Source organism: Paenibacillus sp. J23TS9 (assembly GCF_018403225.1).
Taxonomy (GTDB): Bacteria; Bacillota; Bacilli; order Paenibacillales; family Paenibacillaceae; genus Paenibacillus_AQ.
In genome coordinates this window covers 483,947-502,836 of sequence record NZ_BOSG01000004.1, presented here as the reverse complement: position 1 = coordinate 502,836, position 18,890 = coordinate 483,947, and the positions used below count along the sequence as shown (strand labels likewise).

Genomic DNA, 18,890 nt, shown 5'->3' with positions numbered 1-18,890 from the left:
GGGGGTTCGAACCCCTCAGCCTCCACCATAAAACTTTATACTTTTATTACTGACGCGGGGTGGAGCAGCCCGGTAGCTCGTCGGGCTCATAACCCGAAGGCCGCAGGTTCAAATCCTGCCCCCGCAACCAATTAACTTTCTTACATAGAAAGTGCCTCTGTGGAACCGTGGTGTAGAGGCCTAACATGCCTGCCTGTCACGCAGGAGATCGCGGGTTCGAATCCCGTCGGTTCCGCCATTTTATATTTGCACTGTTTTCTCATAAGTGATATAGTTAGGCTCGGTAGCTCAGTCGGTAGAGCAGAGGACTGAAAATCCTCGTGTCGGCGGTTCGATTCCGTCCCGAGCCACCATGTAATTTTAAAAGCATAAAAGCCGGTGTAGCTCAATTGGTAGAGCAACTGACTTGTAATCAGTAGGTTGGGGGTTCAAGTCCTCTCGCCGGCACCATTTTCGGAGGCTTAGTGAAGTGGCTAAACACGGCAGACTGTAAATCTGCTCTCTACGAGTTCGGTGGTTCGAATCCATCAGCCTCCACCATTTTAGGGGCATAGTTTAAAGGTAGAACAACGGTCTCCAAAACCGTTGGTGTGGGTTCAATTCCTGCTGCCCCTGCCACATAGTTTTTCAATTAATGAATAGGTTTGATATGGCGGTCGTGGCGAAGGGGTTAACGCACCGGATTGTGGCTCCGGCATTCGGGGGTTCAAGTCCCCTCGATCGCCCCATTTTATTTTAAACTGTTGGGGATTAGCCAAGCGGTAAGGCAACGGACTTTGACTCCGTCATGCATAGGTTCGAATCCTATATCCCCAGCCAGTTATGCGGACGTGGCTCAGCGGTAGAGCATCGCCTTGCCAAGGCGAGGGTCGCGGGTTCGATTCCCGTCGTCCGCTCCAATGATTTTACGGCGCCATAGCCAAGTGGTAAGGCACAGCTCTGCAAAAGCTTTATCCCCAGTTCGAATCTGGGTGGCGCCTCCATTACAACCTCATATGCGCCCTTAGCTCAGCTGGATAGAGCGTTTGACTACGAATCAAAAGGCCAGGAGTTCGAATCTCTTAGGGCGCGTATATTTTTACTTGCTGGTGTGGCGGAATGGCAGACGCGGCGGACTCAAAATCCGCTTCCGGCGACGGAGTGGGGGTTCAAGTCCCTTCACCAGCATCATGATTTTAAAAGCACTTTATCTGTACAATCAGATAAGGTGCTTTTTTGTTTGTTGCAGCCGTCTGAATAATGGAATGAAAAAAATTTACATTCCAATAATGTTTGCTTAAAAAAATAAACAGTATGTAAATAAACTTAATGTATAATATAGAAAAATAATTGCCGATTGGGGGCTTGCTAATTGAAAGACAACCTCACGACCACCTGCCAAGTTACACTTGGCGAATCTTTTAACTCATTCATTTTGAAAACGCTTCAACTACATGTAACAGCAGACTTATGCCATCCGCCTTTGTTGCCCGCTGAAACGGAGGTTCATCCTTCATGAAAAAAACATGGCTGCTTGGATTCGGATTTTTCAGTATCAGTATCACCTGGGCACTGTATAATGCATTTGTCCCTTTCTTTTTAGATTCGTATATCCACAAAGCTTCTTTAATTGGTTTTATGATGACCATCGATAACTATTTTGCTTTATTTTTGCAGCCATGGATCGGTAACCTGAGCGATAAGACAAATACCCGCTTTGGCAGGCGTATGCCGTTTATGATCATCGGAATGCCGCTCGCCGCAGTGTTTGTGATTTTAATACCATTTCATACGAGCTTTATTACATTAGTTCTATTCATGATGCTGATGAACTTGTCCATGAGCGTGTACAGATCGCCTACGGTCGCCCTCATGCCGGATATCACTCCGGATCATCAGCGTACAAAGGCAAACGGCATTATTAACTTTATGGGTGGTTTTGGCGGTATTTTGGCTTTTGGAGCCGGTTCGATGTTATATGGAGCGAATCCAGCCTTTCCTTTTATCGCTGCAGCTGTCATCACATTGATTTGCTTGTTTATACTGGTGCGATTCATCAAAGAAAAAAGAGATGTCATCGTATCGGTTCCTGCGGAAAAACAGCAGAGAACCAAGCTGAGGGGTGAGCTGGACCGTACGACCGTGCTGCTGCTCATAGCAATCTTTTTCTGGTTCGTCTCCTATCAAGGGGTTGAGGCGATGTTTACCTTATACGGTAAGCACTACATGGGATTATCTGAGAAGGCGTCCGGATTCTCACTCACGTTCTTTTCATTATTTTTCGTGTTGTTTGCGATCCCAAGCGGCTGGCTCGGCAACCGGTATGGCAAACGAAAAATTATTATCTCGGGCGTCATCGGATTGTTTCTAGTGTTTGCAGTCATTCCTTTGGCGAAAACCGTGCTGCTTCTCCGTATTCTGCTTGCCTTGGGCGGCATGTGCTGGGCTTTGATCAACATCAATTCCTATCCGTTTGTCGTATCCATCGGCAGCGAAACGAGTATTGGGACGAGAACGGGACTATATTATCTGGTATCTTCACTCGCAGCCATCGCTTCACCTCCACTGCTGGGTTGGATCATCGATCAGTTTGGATACGGCTCTTTGTTCATCTATGCATCAAGTGGTATGCTGGTCGCGCTCTTGTTCATTTTCCTGGTGAAGCATAATGGAAAAAGCGCTGCCGTTCCAAAGGAAACGATCCAGGCGAATGTTTAATGGGAGTGCAGTAGCAGGCAGAATACGATACCAGTTGAAGAGCGCATGGAGGACATCCTGCGCTCTTTTTGCGCGTGTAGGGCATAGCGCATGGGAGAGGTACATAGTGAATAAACACGGGTAGCCTTAGCTCTGAAGAGTTCCCCGACTAAGGTCTAGGATGAAAAACCGTCTGCAGTCTGTTTTGGAAAGAGGCAGAACCACCTAAAATAAAGACATAAGGTTGATGCAATGAAAGGAAGTGAGAAATGCATGAAAAAACGCAACAACGGAACAGCAATCGTATTAATCGCTATTGGGGCTTTGATGCTCTTCGGATTGTTCGCACCACTGTTTGGTAAACTGATTGGTCTGCTTTTCCCGATTCTGATGATCGTCCTTGGCTATTACGGAATTCGTAGAGGCAGAGTGTTAATCGGAACCATCATCCTAGCGTTCGGTGTTTTATCGCTGCTGGCGAAACTGTCCTGGTTCATCGGACCGCTGCTCGGTATCGCGCTAGTGATTTTCGGAATCTCCCTTCTGAAGGGGAAAAGAAATTCCTACTAACATAAATAACTTCTATGAAGGAAAAAACGAATAAGGAGGGGCTACACAAAATGAGTGTTTTTCGTCGGGTGAGGGATATCACCGCAGCAAATTTAAATGAACGGTTGGAGCAAAGTCAGGATCCGGTTCGATTGATCGATCAGTTTCTGGCAACCACACGGGATGACATCGTCGAAGCAGAAAAGCTTGTACAGCAGTCCTCAGCACATATGAGACAGCTGAAGCAGCAGGTTGATCAGGCGGAATCGATGAAAAGCAAACGTGAAGAACAAGCGCTGCTGGCCTTAAAGGCCGGAGAAGATCATCTCGCCAAGCTGGCTTTGCAGGAAAAGATCATTTATGAAGAAAAACTGGACCAGTACAGCGAACTGCTGAATACAACCAGAAAGTCTTTGATCGATCTGGAAAGCCAACTGAATGACCTGAAAATGGAATATCAAACCGTATATAACAAACGTCAATACTATGCGGCACGCATGGAGACACTTCGGCTTCAGCAGCGCATGAATCAACGGATGGACGGCTATGGCAGCGGTCAGGACGTACCTAAAATGTTCAACCGCCTTGAAGACCGGATATCTGATTGGGAACTCGAAGCTCAAAGCCTGCGCGATCTGCGCCGTATGGGGCAACAGTACTTAGATCAGGCGAGTGACACGGTATCCGGTATTTTGGAAAAGGAACTGGCTCGTTTGAAACAAAAGCTGAATAACAGCGGAAAGGAGTAACAGCATGAGTAAACTATACCGTTCGACCCGAGATAAGATGGTAACAGGGCTTTGCGGCGGATTGTCGGAGACAATAGGCATTGATTCAACACTGCTGCGGATTCTGTTTGTCATCTCCATATTCTTCACCGGTGGAACGACGCTGTTCATCTATTTCATCGCATCCCTGGTGGTTCCGAAAGAGCCAGTACCTCCATACAATCCGTATGGACACGGTCCTGGCCCCGGAGCAGGCGGCTATTATGGCGGCCAGCCCGGCAACGGCAATTATTACGGAGGAAACGGCAGCTACAGCGGCCCTTCCTTTGATCCAAGAACCAAATATAACGATCCTTCTTTTGGCAGCAGACCTGCTGGAGGTTTCTCCTCCCAAGCATCCAATCTGGATGCCATGATGGAAGATATCGAAAAGAAAGCCATGAAGAAAGAACTTGAAGATCTTAAGAAAAAACTGTCTCAATATGAGAAGGGAGAAGTGTAAAACATGGGAGTATTTAAAAGACTGAAAGATATGACAAAGGCGTCGGTAAATGAATTGTTGGATAAGGTAGAGGATCCGATTGTAATGCTGAATCAATATCTCCGCGATATGGAGGCTGAAATTCACGAAGCTGAGGTAACCGTTGCAAAGCAAATGGCTAATGAGCGCCGCATGAAGCAGCGTGTTGAAGAAGCGGAGAAAATGTCCGTACAGCGTGAAGCTCAAGCTGAGCTGGCTCTGAAGAACGGTCAGGAGGAAGTGGCCCGCAAGCTTTTGGAAGAAAAGATCTATTTTGATCAGAAGCTTTCGGAATACCGCGATCTCCATGTGCAGTCCGAAAACCAAGCCAAGGAATTGGTGCAGCAGCTGCATGACATGAAAGATGAATTCTATAAAATGCGCAACAAACGCAATGAATTGGTGACCCGCGCACAAATGGCGAAGGCCAAAAAGCAAATGTCCCAGATCAACAGCCTGCATACCATTGAAGGTGGCGGCGCATCTCTTGGATTCCATCGCATGGAAGAAAAAATCATGCAGCTGGAAGCTGAAGCTGATGTTATGCGTGCCCCTTACCGTCCGGCAGCAAGCACATTCACAAGCCCGGTAGACGCTGAGAAACAATTGAAGGTGGAAGAACAGCTGAACGCCTTGAAAAGCAAAATGAACCCGTCAAGCAGCGCTTCCAAAACAACGAAAGAATAAGTATATTCAAGATATCGGACAATATGATATGCTATACAGAATGAAATGAAGTAAACTGATCTTCATCTCATTCTGTGCTATACGGAATGAAATAAAGATAGCGAATTCTTTAGTTCAGTCGATCTGAAAAGAGGAAAGCCATATTGGTGTGATTGCGCACCATATGGCTTTTCCGACCTTTACTATAAGTGTAACAAGACATCACAAGGAGGTGCGGCATGGAAAAAAGAAATCGCATCATTGCGCTTATACTTATCGGCATTGGCCTTCTCATGCTGGTCGGCAAGTGGTTCGGCTTCTTTACCATCGTCGCACTCTTGTTCATGTTAATGGGAATCTATACGATACGTGGCGGTAAGGTGAAGAGAGGCTATCGATTGCTGGCTGTCGGCGCCATTTTGCTGCTTCTTGATCATTTGATGATGGTGCTGGGTATTGCGCTTCTGTCACTAGGCTTCTTCTTTATCAAGGCGAAAAAGGTTCAGCCGAAGGAAGGCTTCATGCAAAAGCAGAATTTTTCCTCTCATTTTGACTGGGATCAGCAGCCCTGGGTGATGCGCAGCATGAGTGTATGGCATGTGCTTGGAGAAGCGGATCTTGACTTGTCACTGGCTATGCCGGAAGACCATCAAACCGTGATGATGTTTCAGGGGATTATGGGGGATATGGATCTCCATATTCCGGAATATTACGGGGTGGAGATTGAGGCGTTTGTCTTGTTTGGTTCCATTGATTTTCAGGGACAGCGTGACAATGGCATGATGAACCGTCTGAACTGGAAATCACCGAATTATGACACCAGCGACCAAAAAGTGAAATTTATTATTTCTTATCTCGTAGGAGATTTGGATATTAATATATCATAGAGAGTAGGGGGTTCCCCGCATGAAATCAAAGAAGCCGGTTAATATGGTCTCCCGGAGCATGGGCGAGGGGGCCTTTCTTTCTTTTATTTTGCTTCTTATTATTTTTTATGTGATGTATACATATGGATATCTGGCACCTTTTGACTCCTGGACGAGAGTGGTACAGGCAGTTACGACCTTGATTCTCGTTCCAGTGGGCATTGGTGCTGTATACGGCTTTTATCAAAGCTATCGTACGAAAAGAAGACTTGAGCTATTGCGGGAGACGCTGTTATCCTGGGAAAAAGGGAATTTAACACGTGATGTTCCCGAGCTTGGAGTGGACGAAGTGGGGCGGCTTGGCGAACAATTGGGACGGATCAGCAAGAAATGGGAGGAGCAGGTCACCTCGCTCCAGCGCTTGTCCACCAATAACGCTCAACTAGCTGAACAGGCAAGAGTGTCTGCAATCGTAGAGGAACGGCAGCGCCTTGCCCGAGAGCTGCATGATGCGGTATCACAGCAGCTGTTTGCGATATCGATGACGGCGACAGCTGTAGGTAGAACGCTGGTCAAGGATTTTGATAAGGCACAACGGCAGGTGGCCTTGATTGAGGAAATGGCTGCTGTGGCGCAGTCGGAGATGAGAGCGCTCCTGCTGCATTTACGGCCGGTATACCTTGAAGGCAAGCCGCTCGAGCAGGGCTTGAAAGAACTGGTTAAAGAGCTTAAGGTTAAAGTACCTATGGATATCGTATTTGAGATGGATGAGGGCATTCAACTAATGAAAGGAATCGAGAATCACCTGTTCCGGATTATCCAGGAGGCTATGTCCAACACGCTGCGGCATGCAAAGGCAGAAAAAATGGAAATCCGGATTCATCAGAAGCATGAAACCGTATGGGTGATGCTGCGTGATGACGGGCAGGGATTTGAGCTGGATGAGAAAAAACAGGCCTCTTATGGCCTTTCGAATATGCAGGAACGGGTGAATGAAATTGGCGGTTCGATTCAATTCATTACAGCCCCCGGAAAAGGAACGCGGATTGAAATTACGATTCCAATCGTAAATGAAGATAAGGGAGGGGATGAGGAACATGGAGGAACTGGAAAAGCCGGCAATTAAGGTGCTGCTTGTGGATGATCATGAAATGGTGCGCATCGGCTTGGCGGCTGTCCTCGGTACGGAAGATGGGATCGAGGTCGTGGGCGAGGCTGGCAGCGGTGAGGAAGGCATCCGTCTGGCTGATGAATATAAGCCTGATGTCGTACTGATGGATCTGGTCATGGATGGAATGGATGGGATTGAAGCTACAAGACAACTGCTCAAGCTTTATCCTGATTGCAAGGTTATCGTACTGACCAGCTATCTGGATGACGAGAAGATGTACCCCGTGATAGAAGCAGGCGCCTTCAGTTATCTGCTGAAAACATCGAGAGCCAGCGAGATTGCAGAGGCAATACGTGCAGCGGCACGCGGACAGTCTGTTTTGGAATCCCAGGTTGCCTCCAAAATGATGAACCGGTTTCGTCATGCGGAGACGGAGGCGCCTGCTCACAAAGAGCTTACGGAGCGTGAGATGGACGTACTGAAGCTGGTCGCAAAGGGGAAATCGAATCAGGAAATCGCAGATGATCTGATCATTGGCATTAAGACGGTCAAGTTCCACGTCACGAATATCCTCGCCAAATTAGGTGTGGATGACCGGACTCAGGCCGCGATTTACGCTTATAAAAATGGACTTGCCGAATAAAGTAGATTCATTGCTCAAAGAAAAATGCACCCGCTGGTGCCAACCGAGAACCTGATAAGGATCCTGGGGAAGCAGCAGCGGGTGCATTTTATTTTTCAGATTAAAAAGAGCAGTGCAAGCAAACCGAGACTTAGGGCAAGACCGGAGCCATAGCCGAAACCATAGCCATAAGACGGATAGCCGTACCCATAGCCATAAGGAGGATATAGTGCTCGAACCTGGGCTTTGGGTGCAGGCTTTTTACTCTTGACCGCGTTTGGACGTTTCTTGGTGGTTTTGACATTAGCCGCATGTAAAGCCGTTTCATTCTCACCATTCAATATGATGTGACCATCTTTGCAATGTGTTAATCTCCCGATGAAGGTTCTGCCGTCATGTGTACATGCCAGCACCATTTTGCCGCGATGCTGAAGGATGTTATCCTCTGAAAGGGGGTAAACAGGGATCATGTAAAAGGTCAATCCTCCCTCTTATATTTTTGTTATCAATGTATTCATGCTTAGGTTTATGCGCCATGGTCATTCACCCAATTATCCGTACCACATAAGGTATAAAAGTCTCTGATCCCGGACATCCTTTTTAGTAGATTGATAGTTTAGGGTCGAGGGGATGGATAGGGTATGAAGTCAGCAGCTAAATGGACGGGCGTTGGTTTGGTATGTATGACCGTATTGGGATGCATGCTGGGTTATTTCTGGAACGGAATGACAACAGCAGAAGCCAAGGCTGAGCATGCTGAGCTGCGCACGCTGCTTGACCTCGGGAACCAAGTGGTGGATCGGCCGGTGCGTGTCGTTGTAAAATGGCAGGGCGCATGGGATGGAAGCGGGGGAGAGGGTGCCGAAGCTGCTGCCCAGAAATTATCCCAATCACTTCAATTGTCACCTATAAATGAACTGATGGAGAACGGACATACAACCTATCGGGTTATCGACGAAAAAAATGCGGTGAATATACGTTTTAACTGGCAGGAGATTTCCGCTGATCAAAGTTATGTTATTATCCAATTGGAGGCTGATGATCCTGCGCAATGGAGCAATCTCTCCGAGCTGCAAGAGCAATACGGCCAGAAAATGCGTGATTCAGGCATTAAAGCTGAATGGAATGCATCCTTACAGGGAAACGCTAATGATCATGATAAAGTAAAGGCTGCAGATACGATGAATCGTATTGAAGGCAGTCTGCAAAATACAATGGAAGCTGTTCAAAAGGAAACTTATGAGGACGCAACAACGGTAAGTAATGCTTATCAAGTGCCGTCTCTCACCTCGCGTGTAAGAAGTGGAAACACATGGCTGAACATGCAGGTAGCTGTCCATGAGGATGATATGAGCGGGAAAAACCGCGTCACCATTGGGCTCCCCATGATCACGATCGAATATTGAAATAAGGGATTCATTTTGTAAAGAATGGTCATAATATCTGAGTATTTTTGTAAGAAAACTAATAGCATCATTTTCATGAATATGCTAAAATGACGTAACATCATTTTTACGATTATAGGAATTACCATTTTCAGCGGAGCTGAATCATCTATAATCGCTAGAAAATGCTTGTACCTGTAGGAGTGCGGGTATCAATTCCTTTTTTGTATAAAAAAATACACTATACTACATAGGAAAGAATGAGGGCCATGGCTGAAAATAAAAATTTGGAAATGTTGCAAACACCAGGCGCTGTATTTTTTATTTTTGGAGCAACCGGGGATTTGGCTAAACGCAAGCTGTTTCCGGCGATTTATAGTTTATACCGTGAAGGAAAGCTGGCTGAGGACTTTGCCGTTATCGGCGTGGCGCGGCGTCCGCGTACACAGGAAGAATTCCGTGAGGATATTTATAACTCCATTCAGGAATTTTGCCGGTACAAAGCGGAAAATAATGAAGATTTCAAATTATTTGCACAGCATTTTGAATATAAATCCCTGGATATCAACAATGTGGATGGCTTCCGTGAACTGAACGAACAAACCATCGCATTGGAAGAACGTTTCCATATTCCAGGCAACCGTATTTTCTACCTGGCACTTGCTCCTGAACTGTTCGGCAGCGTGTCCTTTAACCTGCAAAAAGGCGGCATGCTGGAAGGCGCTGGCTGGCAGCGGCTTGTAATCGAGAAACCTTTCGGTTACGATCTGAAATCGGCTGAAGAGCTGAATGAACAAATCCGCCAGGTATTTAAGGAAGAAGAGATTTACCGGATTGACCATTATCTCGGCAAGGAAATGGTTCAAAACATCGAAGTGATCCGTTTCGCAAATGCTTTCTTTGAACCGCTGTGGAACAATAAGCATATTTCGAACATACAAATCACTCTCGGTGAGACCGTCGGTGTTGAAGAACGCGGCGGATATTATGATCATGCCGGGGCGCTGCGTGATATGGGACAAAATCATATGCTGCAAATGCTCACGATGGTTGCTATGGAGCCGCCTAGCCGTCTGCTTCCGGAGGATATCCGTGATGAGAAGGTGAAAGTACTCCGCTCACTCCGTCCTTATGCCAATGGGGAAGAAGTGAAGAAAAACGTTGTCCGCGGACAATATGTACAGGGCAGTTCACGTGGTCGTGATTTACCGGCTTACCGCGATGAAGATAAAGTGGATCCACAGTCCAATACCGAAACATACTTTATGGCTCGCGTATTCGTGGATAATTTCCGTTGGGCGGGTGTTCCATTCTACATCCGTACTGGCAAGAGACTTCCAGTCAAAACAACCGAGATCGTTGTTGAATTCCAAGGCATGCCGAATAACGTATATCTTGGACAAAAGCACAAGCTTGAACCCAACCTCTTGGTTATCCGTGTCAATCCGATGGAAGGCATCTATGTAAAGATCAATGCGAAGAAACCGGGTTCTGAGTCTGAAATTGAGCCGCTGGCAATGGATTTCTGCCAAAGCTGCATGGTAGGTATCAACTCGCCAGAAGCATATGAGCGTCTGCTGCATGATGCGGCACGCGGAGATTCGACATACTTTACCCGTTGGGACGAAGTTGCCTCCGCATGGTCCTTCGTGGACCGCATTGCGCAAGCCTGGAAGCAGGATGCTGAAGGACCTTGCCATTATCCTGCAGGTTCATGGGGTCCTAAAGAAGCAGATCAATTGCTTGCTGAGGATGGCTTTCACTGGTGGCCGGTCAACGGACAAGATGAAGACAACGTGGTTTGGCAGCTGAATAAATAATGAATATGAAAATAAATCATCCTCATGCAGCTCTTGCATGGGGTGATTTGCGTATGGATTGTGGTACAATAATAGACATGACTTTAGTTATGAAGGGAATAGTGAAATGAGCAAAGCGATAGATCAGGCCTTGCAGCAGGAAGTTGAAAAGCGAAGAACATTCGCAATCATTTCCCACCCGGATGCGGGTAAAACAACATTGACAGAAAAGCTGCTGCTATTCGGGGGAGCTATCCGGTTAGCCGGTACAGTTAAAGCCCGTAAAGCCAGCAAGCATGCAACCAGTGACTGGATGGAAATCGAGAAACAGCGGGGGATCTCGGTAACTTCTTCCGTGATGCAGTTTGATTATATGGGTCATCGCATCAACATTCTGGATACACCGGGTCACCAAGACTTCAGTGAAGACACCTATCGTACGTTGACGGCAGCCGACAGTGCTGTCATGCTGATTGACGTTGCCAAAGGTGTCGAAGCACAGACCATTAAGCTGTTCCAGGTATGTGCGAAGCGCGGGATTCCGATTTTTACATTCATCAATAAATTGGATCGTGAAGGACGTAACCCGTTTGAGCTGATGGAAGAGCTTGAGCAGGTCCTCGGTATCCGCTCTGTTCCTATGAACTGGCCGATTGGTACAGGACGCGAACTATGCGGCGTGTACGACCGGATGAAAAACCAGGTCGAGCTTTTCCAAGGCAACGACCATTCCACGATTAAAGTGCAAAAGGTTGAGGACTACAATGATTCGGTTATTCGTGAAATGGCCGGAGAGTACCTGCATGACCAGCTGTGCCAAGATCTTGAGCTGCTGGACGTTGCGGGCGATCCTTTTGACATGGATAAAGTCCTTAAAGGGGAATTGACACCGGTCTTCTTCGGAAGCGCGATTAACAACTTTGGTGTGCAGACGTTCCTTGAGAACTTCCTGCAGCTGGCACCGAAACCACAGCCGCGTACCAGTACCGCTGGCGTGATTGAGCCTTCGGATGAGAAATTCTCCGGATATGTTTTCAAAATCCAGGCGAACATGAACCCGGCTCACCGCGACCGGATCGCTTTCATGCGGATCGTGTCCGGTAAGTTCCAGCGCGGCATGAGTGTTAAGCATGTTCGTGCGGGAAAGGATATCAAGCTGTCGCAGCCGCAGCAGTTCCTGGCACAGGACCGGGATATCGTCGAAGAGGCGTATCCGGGTGACATTATCGGTCTCTTTGATCCGGGCATTTTCCGTATTGGGGATTCGCTCAGCCAGGGAAGTGAAGTGGTATTTGATGAGATGCCAACCTTCTCACCTGAGATTTTTGCCAAGGTGACGGTTAAGAATGCACTGAAGCATAAGCAGTATCAGAAGGGGATTGATCAGCTGACAGAAGAGGGGACGATCCAAGTGTTCCGTACCGTCAGCTTCGATGATACCATTCTCGGCGTTGTGGGCCAGCTCCAGTTCGAGGTATTCGAATACCGGATGAAGGGCGAATACGGCGTAGATGTACAGCTGCAGCGGATGCCATATCAGTTTGCACGCTGGATTATCGATAAGGACATCGATCCAAGCAAATTCCGGATCAACTCCACGCTGGTCAAGGATAAGAAGGGCAACTATGTCGTCCTTTTTGAAAATGAATATGCGATGCGTACGGCCATGGATAAAAATCCGAACGCCAAGTTCCTGGACACAGCTCCTTAATTATAGTGAAAACCCTTCGCGAAAGCCGCGAAGGGTTTTATTTTGCTAAGGAATCAGGTCAATGGACCAGGGGTTACCGTCTTTAGATGCTCTTGCACGATGTGGACCAGTTCATCCTGCTTTTTCGTATCAATGTTCTTCCAGATCATTTCAAAAATAACTCCGAGCCCAGGCAGAGCCTGCTCCGGTCCGTCCACCGAGCCTTCGATCATCCCGCGGAGATCCGCATCATTGCTGCCATGCACTTTGTGAACGATGGCCTGGCGCAAATCAAGTGTAATCGGCATTATTTTCCCTCCATCCAAAAGATCATGGTGCCTTCATAATGTTCCCCGTGAGGCGGACCAAAATTCAAGTTTTTTGTGCTCTGTGATATAATAATCAGGATAGACTTCTATAACCCGGGGGGTTAAAAAATGGCGAAAAAGCAGTACGCCGTCATAGGTATGGGGCGTTTCGGATTTAGTGTAGCCAACGCGCTCAGCGAGATGGGATTCGATGTCCTGGCTATTGATTCGGATGAGCAGCGTACCCAGGCGGTTTCCAATATTGTAACACATGCCGTATCAGCCGATTCCACGGATGAGGAAGCGCTGCGTGCGCTCGGTATTCGGAATTTCGATGTAGTGGTTGTTGCGATCGGTGAGGATATCCAATCGAGTATTCTGACAACGCTTATTCTCAAAGATATCGGCGTGGAGACGATTATTGTCAAGGCTCAAAACGAGCTCCACGGCAAGGTGCTGAATAAAATCGGCGCAGACAAGGTTATTTATCCGGAGCGGGATATGGGCATGAGGGTTGCGCATCATCTAACTTCTCCTAATATTTTGGATTACATTGAAATTTCTGATGATTACAGCATAGTTGAAATGAAGGCTTCACAGGATATGGTTGGCAAAAACCTGAAAGAGCTGGACGTGCGCGCAAGGTTTGGCTGTAACGTCATGGCAATCAAGCGCGGAAATAAAATGAATATTTCACCGTATGCGGATGACCTTCTTGAAGAAGGCGATATCCTCGTCATTGTGGGAGAGAAAAGAGATCTGACAAAGCTGGAGCTCGCGTATCCAAAGTGATGCTACGGGCATATTAAGCTTATGAGCAAGCAAAAGGACGGTATTCATGGATATATTATCACCGCAAAATCCCCGCGTGAAGGAATGGGCGCAGCTGCTTGAGAAGAAGCACCGGGACAAGCAGCATAAATATGTAATTGAGGGCATTCATTTGGTGCAGGAAGCTTTGCGGTCGGGGGCTGATCTGGAATGCGTGGCCTTTGATGTGGAGCAGGGTATTCCCTCAGAGCTCTCTTCCCAGATGGCAAAAACAGATACGGAAGTGCAATGGATTGGTGTGTCAGCAGCAGTCATTGCTAAATGCTCGGATACAAAAACACCGCAGCCTGTGTTTGCGGTCGTCAGAAAACGGCCGACTGACATTGACGTGCTTCTGCAGCTGGAAAACAGTCTGGTTATCGTTCTTGATGGTGTTCAGGATCCCGGCAACGTCGGCACCATTATCCGCACGGCAGATGCAGCGGGAGCTGACGGCGTGATCATAGGACGCGGTTCGGCGGATATCTATAATCCGAAAACGATTCGCTCCACGATGGGGTCGATTTTTCATCTGCCAGTCGTGGAGGGGGATTTGCTGGAGCTGCTGCCTCAAGCTAAAGAGAATGGTGTGCGCATCATCAGTACAAGCCTGCAGGCAACATCAACCTGTTATGGGTATGATTTTACCGGACCATCTTGGCTGCTCTTAGGCAATGAAGCAAAGGGCGTGTCGGTGGAAGCGCAGAAGCTGGTGGACGAATCGCTGATTATTCCGATGAAAGGCCAGGCGGAGTCGCTGAATGTGGCCATGGCTTCGACGGTGATGCTGTTTGAGGCGATGCGGCAGCGGCATTTTCAATAGGCCACTAACTCGCATCTGAAAGCCGATATTCATTTAGTCTGTAGCTGGACGGGCTTATATTCTTAGGGGCACGAATCGAAAGGAGTCATGTGTATGACTCCTTTTTATTTTGCATAAAAACGCCATCTTACGAGTATATTCATAATCGGAATTTTATCCATACATACCTTTAAAAGGGTCAATCAAAACACAATAGGGTATTTACTGAGGTGGACAATACAGATGGACTTTCCATCTAAAAAAAGCTGACGCAACCTCCAGTGTTGCTTGCTATAATGGACATAATTACTTAAATATTGGAGAGTGGCTGAAGTGGCAGTACAAAAGGAACATGATGTCGTTATAGACTACGGTGATCCGGCGGTCACGAACGGCGTTTCTGTATTTGATGCAGCGTTTGACGAGCTTTTTGCTTACGATGGCGACGATCTTGGCATGCGTTATACGCCGGAAGAAACGAGGTTTCGATTATGGGCTCCCACAGCTTCCGAAGCGAAGGTAATGCTCTATCCGGTTTGGGCTTGTACGTTTGCAGAGGAGATGGAGATGACCCGGGATGTCGGGGGGACCTGGATACTTCATCTTGAAGGCGATTACAAAGGCATTGGATATAAGTATAAGGTGAAGGTTGGCGAGCAGTGGAATGAGGCGGTGGACCCTTACGCGGCAGCCGTTGGCATTAATGGGGACAGGGGGGCAATCTTGGATTTCTCGGCTACAGATCCAAGTCACTGGACAAAAGACAAGCCTCCTCTGCATTCTCCAGTGGACGCGGTAATCTATGAGCTGCATGTGAGGGATTTGTCCATTCATCCGGGCAGCGGGATTTCCCATCCGGGGAAGTATCTCGGTTTAGCTGAGGAAGGGACAAAGGGTCCCAAAAATATACCGACAGGACTCGATCATATCCGAAGTCTTGGGGTTACTCATGTCCAATTGTTACCCGTGTATGACTATTCTACCGAAAGTGTTGATGAATCAAGGCTGGACCTGCCTCAGTACAATTGGGGTTATGACCCGAAAAACTATAATGCTCCGGAAGGTTCATATGCGACGGATCCGTATGAGCCTTCCGTGCGGATTACGGAAATGAAGCAGATGATACAGACACTTCATGACAAGGGCTTACGGGTCATTATGGATGTGGTGTATAACCATGTATATGACTGGTACCTGATTAACTTTACGAAGCTTGTCCCTGGCTATTATTTGCGTTATAAAGAGGATGGTTCTCTCTCGAACGGGGCATTTTGCGGTAATGAATTTGCTTCGGAGCGGAAAATGGGCCGCAAATTCATTGTGGATTCCATTCTTCATTGGGTAAAAGAGTATCATATTGATGGCTTCCGGTTTGATTTGATGGGGTTGATGGATATTGAAACGATGAATGAAATCCGCCAGCGTCTGGATGAAATCGATCCTTCTATCATCACCATCGGAGAGGGCTGGAACATGAATACCGTACTGATGGCTGAGAAGCGGGCTAATCAGATGAATGCCCGGCAGCTTCCGGGAATCGGACAATTCAATGATGGATTAAGAGATGCAATCAAAGGGAGCATTTTTATCCATGAGAACAAGGGCTTTATCAGCGGTGCAAGCGGATTCGAGAATGATATCCGAAAAGGCATCGCAGGCGGAATTGAATATAACGGCAAACTGCGGCAGTTCGCCGTTGAACCTGTTCAAAGCGTCAATTATGTGGAATGCCATGATAATCATACGATGTGGGACAAGCTGGTCCTTTCGACGGAAGGGAGAACAGACGATGAGCGCCAAAAAATGCATCGTTTGGGGTCGGCAATTATTTTGACAAGCCAAGGTATTCCGTTTATTCACGCAGGCCAGGAATTTATGCGGACCAAAAACGGAGTGGAAAACAGCTATAAATCACCGGATGAGATAAACTGGCTCGATTGGGAACGCTGCGCCGCTCATCCAAGTGATATCAGGTACATGCAGCAGGTCATCCGGCTTCGGCAGGAGCATTCGGCTTTCCGTTTGCGTACTGCGGCGGAGATCAGGGAACATCTTGAATTTGAGGAGACGCCAGTCGGCAGCGTGGCTTTCACGCTTCGCAATCATGCAGGAGGCGACGCCTCCAAGCACTTATATATTCTCTATCACGGTAGCCCGGGTGAGAGTATTATAACGCTTCCTGATTTGGGGAAATGGAGCGTTTTGTTCGGTGAAGAAGAAGTACATGAACTGCAGATGCAGCTGATGACCCTATCAGGAATCGGAATGGTTGTATTGTCTGTTGAATCATAATCAAGAGGGGCTTCGCAAGGTCTGAATGACCTTGGACAGCCCCTCTTTTGCTTGTGATATATGTATGGTTAAACGCCGGAATATGCCATAAAGCCGCCGTCCACGGGGATGACCGTTCCTGTGACAAATCCTGAAGTGGATTCGTCTACGAGCCAGAGCAGGGTACCAAGCAAATCTTCGGGAACACCAAATCGCCGCATCGGCGTGTGGGTGATGATTTTATGCGAACGTTCAGTGAGTGAACCATCCGCATGAGTGAGCAGTGTACGGTTCTGTTCCGTCAGGAAGAAGCCCGGAGCCATGGCGTTGACGCGAATTCCGGATTCGGCCAAGTGCACGGCCAGCCACTGCGTGAAATTATTAATGGCGGCTTTGGCGGCGCTGTAGGCAGGTACCTTTGTCATCGGACTTACCGAGCTCATGGATGAGATATTAAGTACGGTAGCTCCCGGGCGGCCAATCATATGTTTAGCAAATATCTGTGTAGGGAGGAAGGTCCCGATAAAATTCAGATCCATAACATTGCGGAATCCCTGTACGCTGACATCAAAGAATGAGGTGATATCCGGAAGACCTTCATCACCCGTATGATAAATCTCGTTTGTCGTATTCGCGCTTGGATGGTTGCCTCCCGCTCCATTGATCAGTATGTCACATCCGCCAAACAGCTCGCGCACCAACTCCTCGGCTGCTGGTACACTGTCCTTATCTGTAACATCGCAGGCGATTGCTGCGGCCGTGCCTCCCGCTGCGCGAATTTCTTCGGCAACAAGTTCCCCTTTCTGGATGGTCCGGTTCAAGATGGCTACACGGGCACCCTGGCGTCCAAGCTCCAAAGCCATAGCATGGCAGAGCACGCCGGAGCCACCGGTGATAACTGCAGTCTTTCCTTGCAGAGCAGGGTGTAAGGGCAGAATACTCATACAGATCCCTCTTTCCTATGAAGGGGTTGAACTCGCTCCAGAGCGTCCCATAGACCCCAAAGATACATGATACCGAGAGCGCGGTCATACAGTCCGTAACCCGGGCGGCATTCCTCGTCCCATAGATGGCGGCCGTGATCCGGTCTGGCATAACCTTCAAAACCATTGTCGTGATAGGCTTTGACGATTCCTGCAATATCAACGGTTCCGTCTTGGGTGCGGTGGGATGTCTCGATGAAATCACCATTTTCATACACGCGGACATTACGGATATGGGCAAAGGGAATGCGGTCATGGAACTCGTTAATCATGGACACAATGTCGTTGTCCGGATTGGCACCCAGCGAACCGCTGCACAGCGTAATACCATTGGACGGGCTGTCCACCAGCGAGAGCAGGCGGCGCAGGCTTTCCTGACCGGTAATGATGCGGGGCAGACCAAATATCGGCCAAGGCGGATCATCCGGATGGATGGCCATTTGAATACCGCAGCGTTCCGCAACCGGAACAACGGCTTTAAGGAAGTACTTGAGGTTCCCCCATAGCTCCTCGGAAGAAACCCCTTTGTAAGCCTTGAACAGAGAGGTCAGATGCGCAAGACGCTCCGGCTCCCATCCCGGCATGGTGAGTTTGCTGTTTTGATTAATCCCTTTTACAAGCTCGAATGGATCGATATCGCTGATCTTGGATTTTTCAAAAAAGAGTGCGGTTGAACCATCATCCATACGTTTATGTAAATCGGTACGTGCCCAATCGAAAATCGGCATGAAATTATAGCAGATCACTTTAACACCAACCTGGGCCAGCCGTTCGATCGTAGTGATGTAGTTTTGAATATATGGATCACGGCTCGGGAGACCGAGCTTAATATCTTCATGCACATTGACGCTTTCGACCACGTTCAGGTGGAAGTTATATGCTGCTGCCTGGTCGCGGACCTGATTGATTTTGTCCATGGGCCAGGCTTCTCCAGCCGGGATATCATGCAGCGCCCATACGATACCTTCGACTCCGGGAATTTGTTTGATCTGGCCGAGCGAAACGGTGTCGTTCCCTTCGCCGAACCAGCGGAATACCATACGCATTCCTGCACCACCTTATCATGTAATGAATATCGGGATAGCCAGCTGTAGCCTTTTGGCT

18 protein-coding genes and 12 tRNA genes are annotated in these 18,890 nt (G+C 47.9%); 26 read left to right on the top strand and 4 right to left on the bottom strand.

From position 1 onward, the window contains the following. Window positions 1–53: 53 nt before the first annotated feature. The 20 genes from KJS65_RS24030 (at window position 54) to KJS65_RS23935 (ending at window position 7,759) form a co-directional block, all read left to right on the top strand. Window positions 54–130 (top strand) — tRNA-Met (locus tag KJS65_RS24030). Between the two features lie 31 nt (window positions 131–161). Next, a tRNA-Asp gene (locus tag KJS65_RS24025) sits at window positions 162–238 on the top strand. 39 nt (window positions 239–277) lie between these two features. After that, window positions 278–353, top strand: a tRNA-Phe gene (locus KJS65_RS24020). A gap of 21 nt (window positions 354–374) precedes the next feature. Next, a tRNA-Thr gene (locus KJS65_RS24015) sits at window positions 375–450 on the top strand. Between the two features lie 5 nt (window positions 451–455). Next, window positions 456–540, top strand: a tRNA-Tyr gene (locus KJS65_RS24010). 4 nt (window positions 541–544) lie between these two features. After that, window positions 545–618, top strand: a tRNA-Trp gene (locus KJS65_RS24005). Between the two features lie 34 nt (window positions 619–652). Then, window positions 653–728, top strand: a tRNA-His gene (locus KJS65_RS24000). Window positions 729–744: 16 nt separating this feature from the next. Continuing rightward, window positions 745–819 (top strand) — tRNA-Gln (locus KJS65_RS23995). Between the two features lie 5 nt (window positions 820–824). Beyond that, window positions 825–899: transfer RNA gene (locus KJS65_RS23990), tRNA-Gly, on the top strand. Window positions 900–909: 10 nt separating this feature from the next. Further along, window positions 910–983 (top strand) — tRNA-Cys (locus KJS65_RS23985). Between the two features lie 14 nt (window positions 984–997). Further along, a tRNA-Arg gene (locus KJS65_RS23980) sits at window positions 998–1,071 on the top strand. A 13-nt stretch (window positions 1,072–1,084) separates the two neighbouring features. After that, a tRNA-Leu gene (locus KJS65_RS23975) sits at window positions 1,085–1,167 on the top strand. 327 nt (window positions 1,168–1,494) lie between these two features. Next, window positions 1,495–2,697: an SLC45 family MFS transporter gene (locus tag KJS65_RS23970; protein WP_213652338.1), complete on the top strand. Its 1,203-nt coding sequence runs from the start codon at window positions 1,495–1,497 to the stop codon at window positions 2,695–2,697. 252 nt (window positions 2,698–2,949) lie between these two features. Next, window positions 2,950–3,246: a LiaF transmembrane domain-containing protein gene (locus KJS65_RS23965; RefSeq protein WP_136603605.1), complete on the top strand. Its 297-nt coding sequence runs from the start codon at window positions 2,950–2,952 to the stop codon at window positions 3,244–3,246. A gap of 50 nt (window positions 3,247–3,296) precedes the next feature. Continuing rightward, window positions 3,297–3,974, top strand: a complete 678-nt coding sequence (locus tag KJS65_RS23960; RefSeq protein ID WP_136603606.1) for a PspA/IM30 family protein — start codon at window positions 3,297–3,299, stop codon at window positions 3,972–3,974. A gap of 4 nt (window positions 3,975–3,978) precedes the next feature. Beyond that, the gene (locus KJS65_RS23955; RefSeq protein WP_213652337.1) at window positions 3,979–4,455 is read left to right on the top strand and encodes a PspC domain-containing protein; all 477 of its coding nucleotides are present in this window, start codon (window positions 3,979–3,981) and stop codon (window positions 4,453–4,455) included. A gap of 3 nt (window positions 4,456–4,458) precedes the next feature. After that, window positions 4,459–5,160 carry a PspA/IM30 family protein gene (locus KJS65_RS23950; RefSeq protein WP_213652336.1) on the top strand — a complete coding sequence of 234 codons (702 nt, stop codon included), beginning with the start codon at window positions 4,459–4,461 and terminating at the stop codon, window positions 5,158–5,160. A gap of 218 nt (window positions 5,161–5,378) precedes the next feature. Continuing rightward, a complete protein-coding gene (gene liaF, locus KJS65_RS23945) occupies window positions 5,379–6,026 on the top strand; it encodes a cell wall-active antibiotics response protein LiaF (RefSeq protein ID WP_213652335.1) in 648 nt (215 codons plus the stop codon). A gap of 19 nt (window positions 6,027–6,045) precedes the next feature. Then, on the top strand, window positions 6,046–7,131 hold the full coding sequence (locus KJS65_RS23940; protein ID WP_213652334.1) for a sensor histidine kinase: 1,086 nt from the start codon (window positions 6,046–6,048) through the stop codon (window positions 7,129–7,131). Then, the gene (locus KJS65_RS23935) at window positions 7,103–7,759 is read left to right on the top strand and encodes a response regulator transcription factor (protein ID WP_244864761.1); all 657 of its coding nucleotides are present in this window, start codon (window positions 7,103–7,105) and stop codon (window positions 7,757–7,759) included. Before KJS65_RS23940 ends, KJS65_RS23935 begins: the two co-directional genes overlap by 29 nt. A 95-nt stretch (window positions 7,760–7,854) precedes the next feature. Here KJS65_RS23935 and KJS65_RS23930 read toward each other — a convergent pair whose 3' ends face one another. Further along, on the bottom strand, window positions 7,855–8,208 hold the full coding sequence (locus KJS65_RS23930; RefSeq protein ID WP_213652332.1) for a hypothetical protein: 354 nt from the start codon (window positions 8,206–8,208) through the stop codon (window positions 7,855–7,857). Window positions 8,209–8,379: 171 nt separating this feature from the next. On the opposite strand from KJS65_RS23930, the gene KJS65_RS23925 reads away from it, so the two are divergent. The 3 genes from KJS65_RS23925 (at window position 8,380) to KJS65_RS23915 (ending at window position 12,633) form a co-directional block, all read left to right on the top strand. Next, complete coding sequence (locus KJS65_RS23925) at window positions 8,380–9,144, top strand: YwmB family TATA-box binding protein (RefSeq protein ID WP_213652331.1); 765 nt, start codon at window positions 8,380–8,382, stop codon at window positions 9,142–9,144. A 248-nt stretch (window positions 9,145–9,392) separates the two neighbouring features. Beyond that, window positions 9,393–10,943, top strand: coding sequence for a glucose-6-phosphate dehydrogenase (zwf, locus tag KJS65_RS23920; RefSeq protein ID WP_213652330.1), 1,551 nt, complete (start codon window positions 9,393–9,395; stop codon window positions 10,941–10,943). A gap of 106 nt (window positions 10,944–11,049) precedes the next feature. Further along, the gene (locus KJS65_RS23915) at window positions 11,050–12,633 is read left to right on the top strand and encodes a peptide chain release factor 3 (RefSeq protein ID WP_213652329.1); all 1,584 of its coding nucleotides are present in this window, start codon (window positions 11,050–11,052) and stop codon (window positions 12,631–12,633) included. Window positions 12,634–12,686: 53 nt separating this feature from the next. Here the strand turns inward: KJS65_RS23915 and sspI are convergent, their stop codons facing one another. Then, complete coding sequence (gene sspI, locus KJS65_RS23910) at window positions 12,687–12,920, bottom strand: small acid-soluble spore protein SspI (protein ID WP_136603616.1); 234 nt, start codon at window positions 12,918–12,920, stop codon at window positions 12,687–12,689. Between the two features lie 129 nt (window positions 12,921–13,049). Here sspI and KJS65_RS23905 point away from each other — a divergent pair, with 129 nt between their 5' ends. The 3 genes from KJS65_RS23905 (at window position 13,050) to pulA (ending at window position 16,824) form a co-directional block, all read left to right on the top strand. Further along, window positions 13,050–13,712, top strand: coding sequence for a potassium channel family protein (locus tag KJS65_RS23905; protein WP_136603617.1), 663 nt, complete (start codon window positions 13,050–13,052; stop codon window positions 13,710–13,712). Between the two features lie 46 nt (window positions 13,713–13,758). Further along, entirely contained in the window at window positions 13,759–14,553 is a 795-nt protein-coding gene (locus KJS65_RS23900; protein WP_213652328.1) for a TrmH family RNA methyltransferase, read from the top strand. Between the two features lie 312 nt (window positions 14,554–14,865). Further along, window positions 14,866–16,824, top strand: coding sequence for a type I pullulanase (gene pulA, locus KJS65_RS23895; protein WP_213652327.1), 1,959 nt, complete (start codon window positions 14,866–14,868; stop codon window positions 16,822–16,824). 68 nt (window positions 16,825–16,892) lie between these two features. On the opposite strand, the gene KJS65_RS23890 is transcribed toward pulA, so the two are convergent. Both KJS65_RS23890 and uxuA read right to left on the bottom strand, forming a co-directional pair. Beyond that, window positions 16,893–17,747 carry an SDR family oxidoreductase gene (locus tag KJS65_RS23890; protein WP_213652326.1) on the bottom strand — a complete coding sequence of 285 codons (855 nt, stop codon included), beginning with the start codon at window positions 17,745–17,747 and terminating at the stop codon, window positions 16,893–16,895. Further along, window positions 17,744–18,832: a mannonate dehydratase gene (gene uxuA, locus KJS65_RS23885; RefSeq protein ID WP_213652325.1), complete on the bottom strand. Its 1,089-nt coding sequence runs from the start codon at window positions 18,830–18,832 to the stop codon at window positions 17,744–17,746. Before uxuA ends, KJS65_RS23890 begins: the two co-directional genes overlap by 4 nt. Window positions 18,833–18,890: the final 58 nt, after the last annotated feature.

Excerpts from the sequence above, each read along its gene's own strand:
- KJS65_RS23915 (WP_213652329.1), top strand. The coding sequence starts at position 11,050 with ATGAGCAAAGCGATAGATCAGGCCTTGCAGCAGGAAGTTGAAAAGCGA.
- KJS65_RS23925 (WP_213652331.1), top strand. The coding sequence starts at position 8,380 with ATGAAGTCAGCAGCTAAATGGACGGGCGTTGGTTTGGTATGTATGACC.
- KJS65_RS23890 (WP_213652326.1), bottom strand. The coding sequence starts at position 17,747 with ATGAGTATTCTGCCCTTACACCCTGCTCTGCAAGGAAAGACTGCAGTT.
- KJS65_RS23950 (WP_213652336.1), top strand. The coding sequence starts at position 4,459 with ATGGGAGTATTTAAAAGACTGAAAGATATGACAAAGGCGTCGGTAAAT.
- sspI (WP_136603616.1), bottom strand. The coding sequence starts at position 12,920 with ATGCCGATTACACTTGATTTGCGCCAGGCCATCGTTCACAAAGTGCAT.
- KJS65_RS23955 (WP_213652337.1), top strand. The coding sequence starts at position 3,979 with ATGAGTAAACTATACCGTTCGACCCGAGATAAGATGGTAACAGGGCTT.
- KJS65_RS23940 (WP_213652334.1), top strand. The coding sequence starts at position 6,046 with ATGAAATCAAAGAAGCCGGTTAATATGGTCTCCCGGAGCATGGGCGAG.
- uxuA (WP_213652325.1), bottom strand. The coding sequence starts at position 18,832 with ATGCGTATGGTATTCCGCTGGTTCGGCGAAGGGAACGACACCGTTTCG.
- KJS65_RS23905 (WP_136603617.1), top strand. The coding sequence starts at position 13,050 with ATGGCGAAAAAGCAGTACGCCGTCATAGGTATGGGGCGTTTCGGATTT.
- KJS65_RS23900 (WP_213652328.1), top strand. The coding sequence starts at position 13,759 with ATGGATATATTATCACCGCAAAATCCCCGCGTGAAGGAATGGGCGCAG.
- KJS65_RS23935 (WP_244864761.1), top strand. The coding sequence starts at position 7,103 with ATGGAGGAACTGGAAAAGCCGGCAATTAAGGTGCTGCTTGTGGATGAT.
- KJS65_RS23970 (WP_213652338.1), top strand. The coding sequence starts at position 1,495 with ATGAAAAAAACATGGCTGCTTGGATTCGGATTTTTCAGTATCAGTATC.
- liaF (WP_213652335.1), top strand. The coding sequence starts at position 5,379 with ATGGAAAAAAGAAATCGCATCATTGCGCTTATACTTATCGGCATTGGC.
- KJS65_RS23965 (WP_136603605.1), top strand. The coding sequence starts at position 2,950 with ATGAAAAAACGCAACAACGGAACAGCAATCGTATTAATCGCTATTGGG.
- KJS65_RS23960 (WP_136603606.1), top strand. The coding sequence starts at position 3,297 with ATGAGTGTTTTTCGTCGGGTGAGGGATATCACCGCAGCAAATTTAAAT.
- zwf (WP_213652330.1), top strand. The coding sequence starts at position 9,393 with ATGGCTGAAAATAAAAATTTGGAAATGTTGCAAACACCAGGCGCTGTA.
- KJS65_RS23930 (WP_213652332.1), bottom strand. The coding sequence starts at position 8,208 with ATGATCCCTGTTTACCCCCTTTCAGAGGATAACATCCTTCAGCATCGC.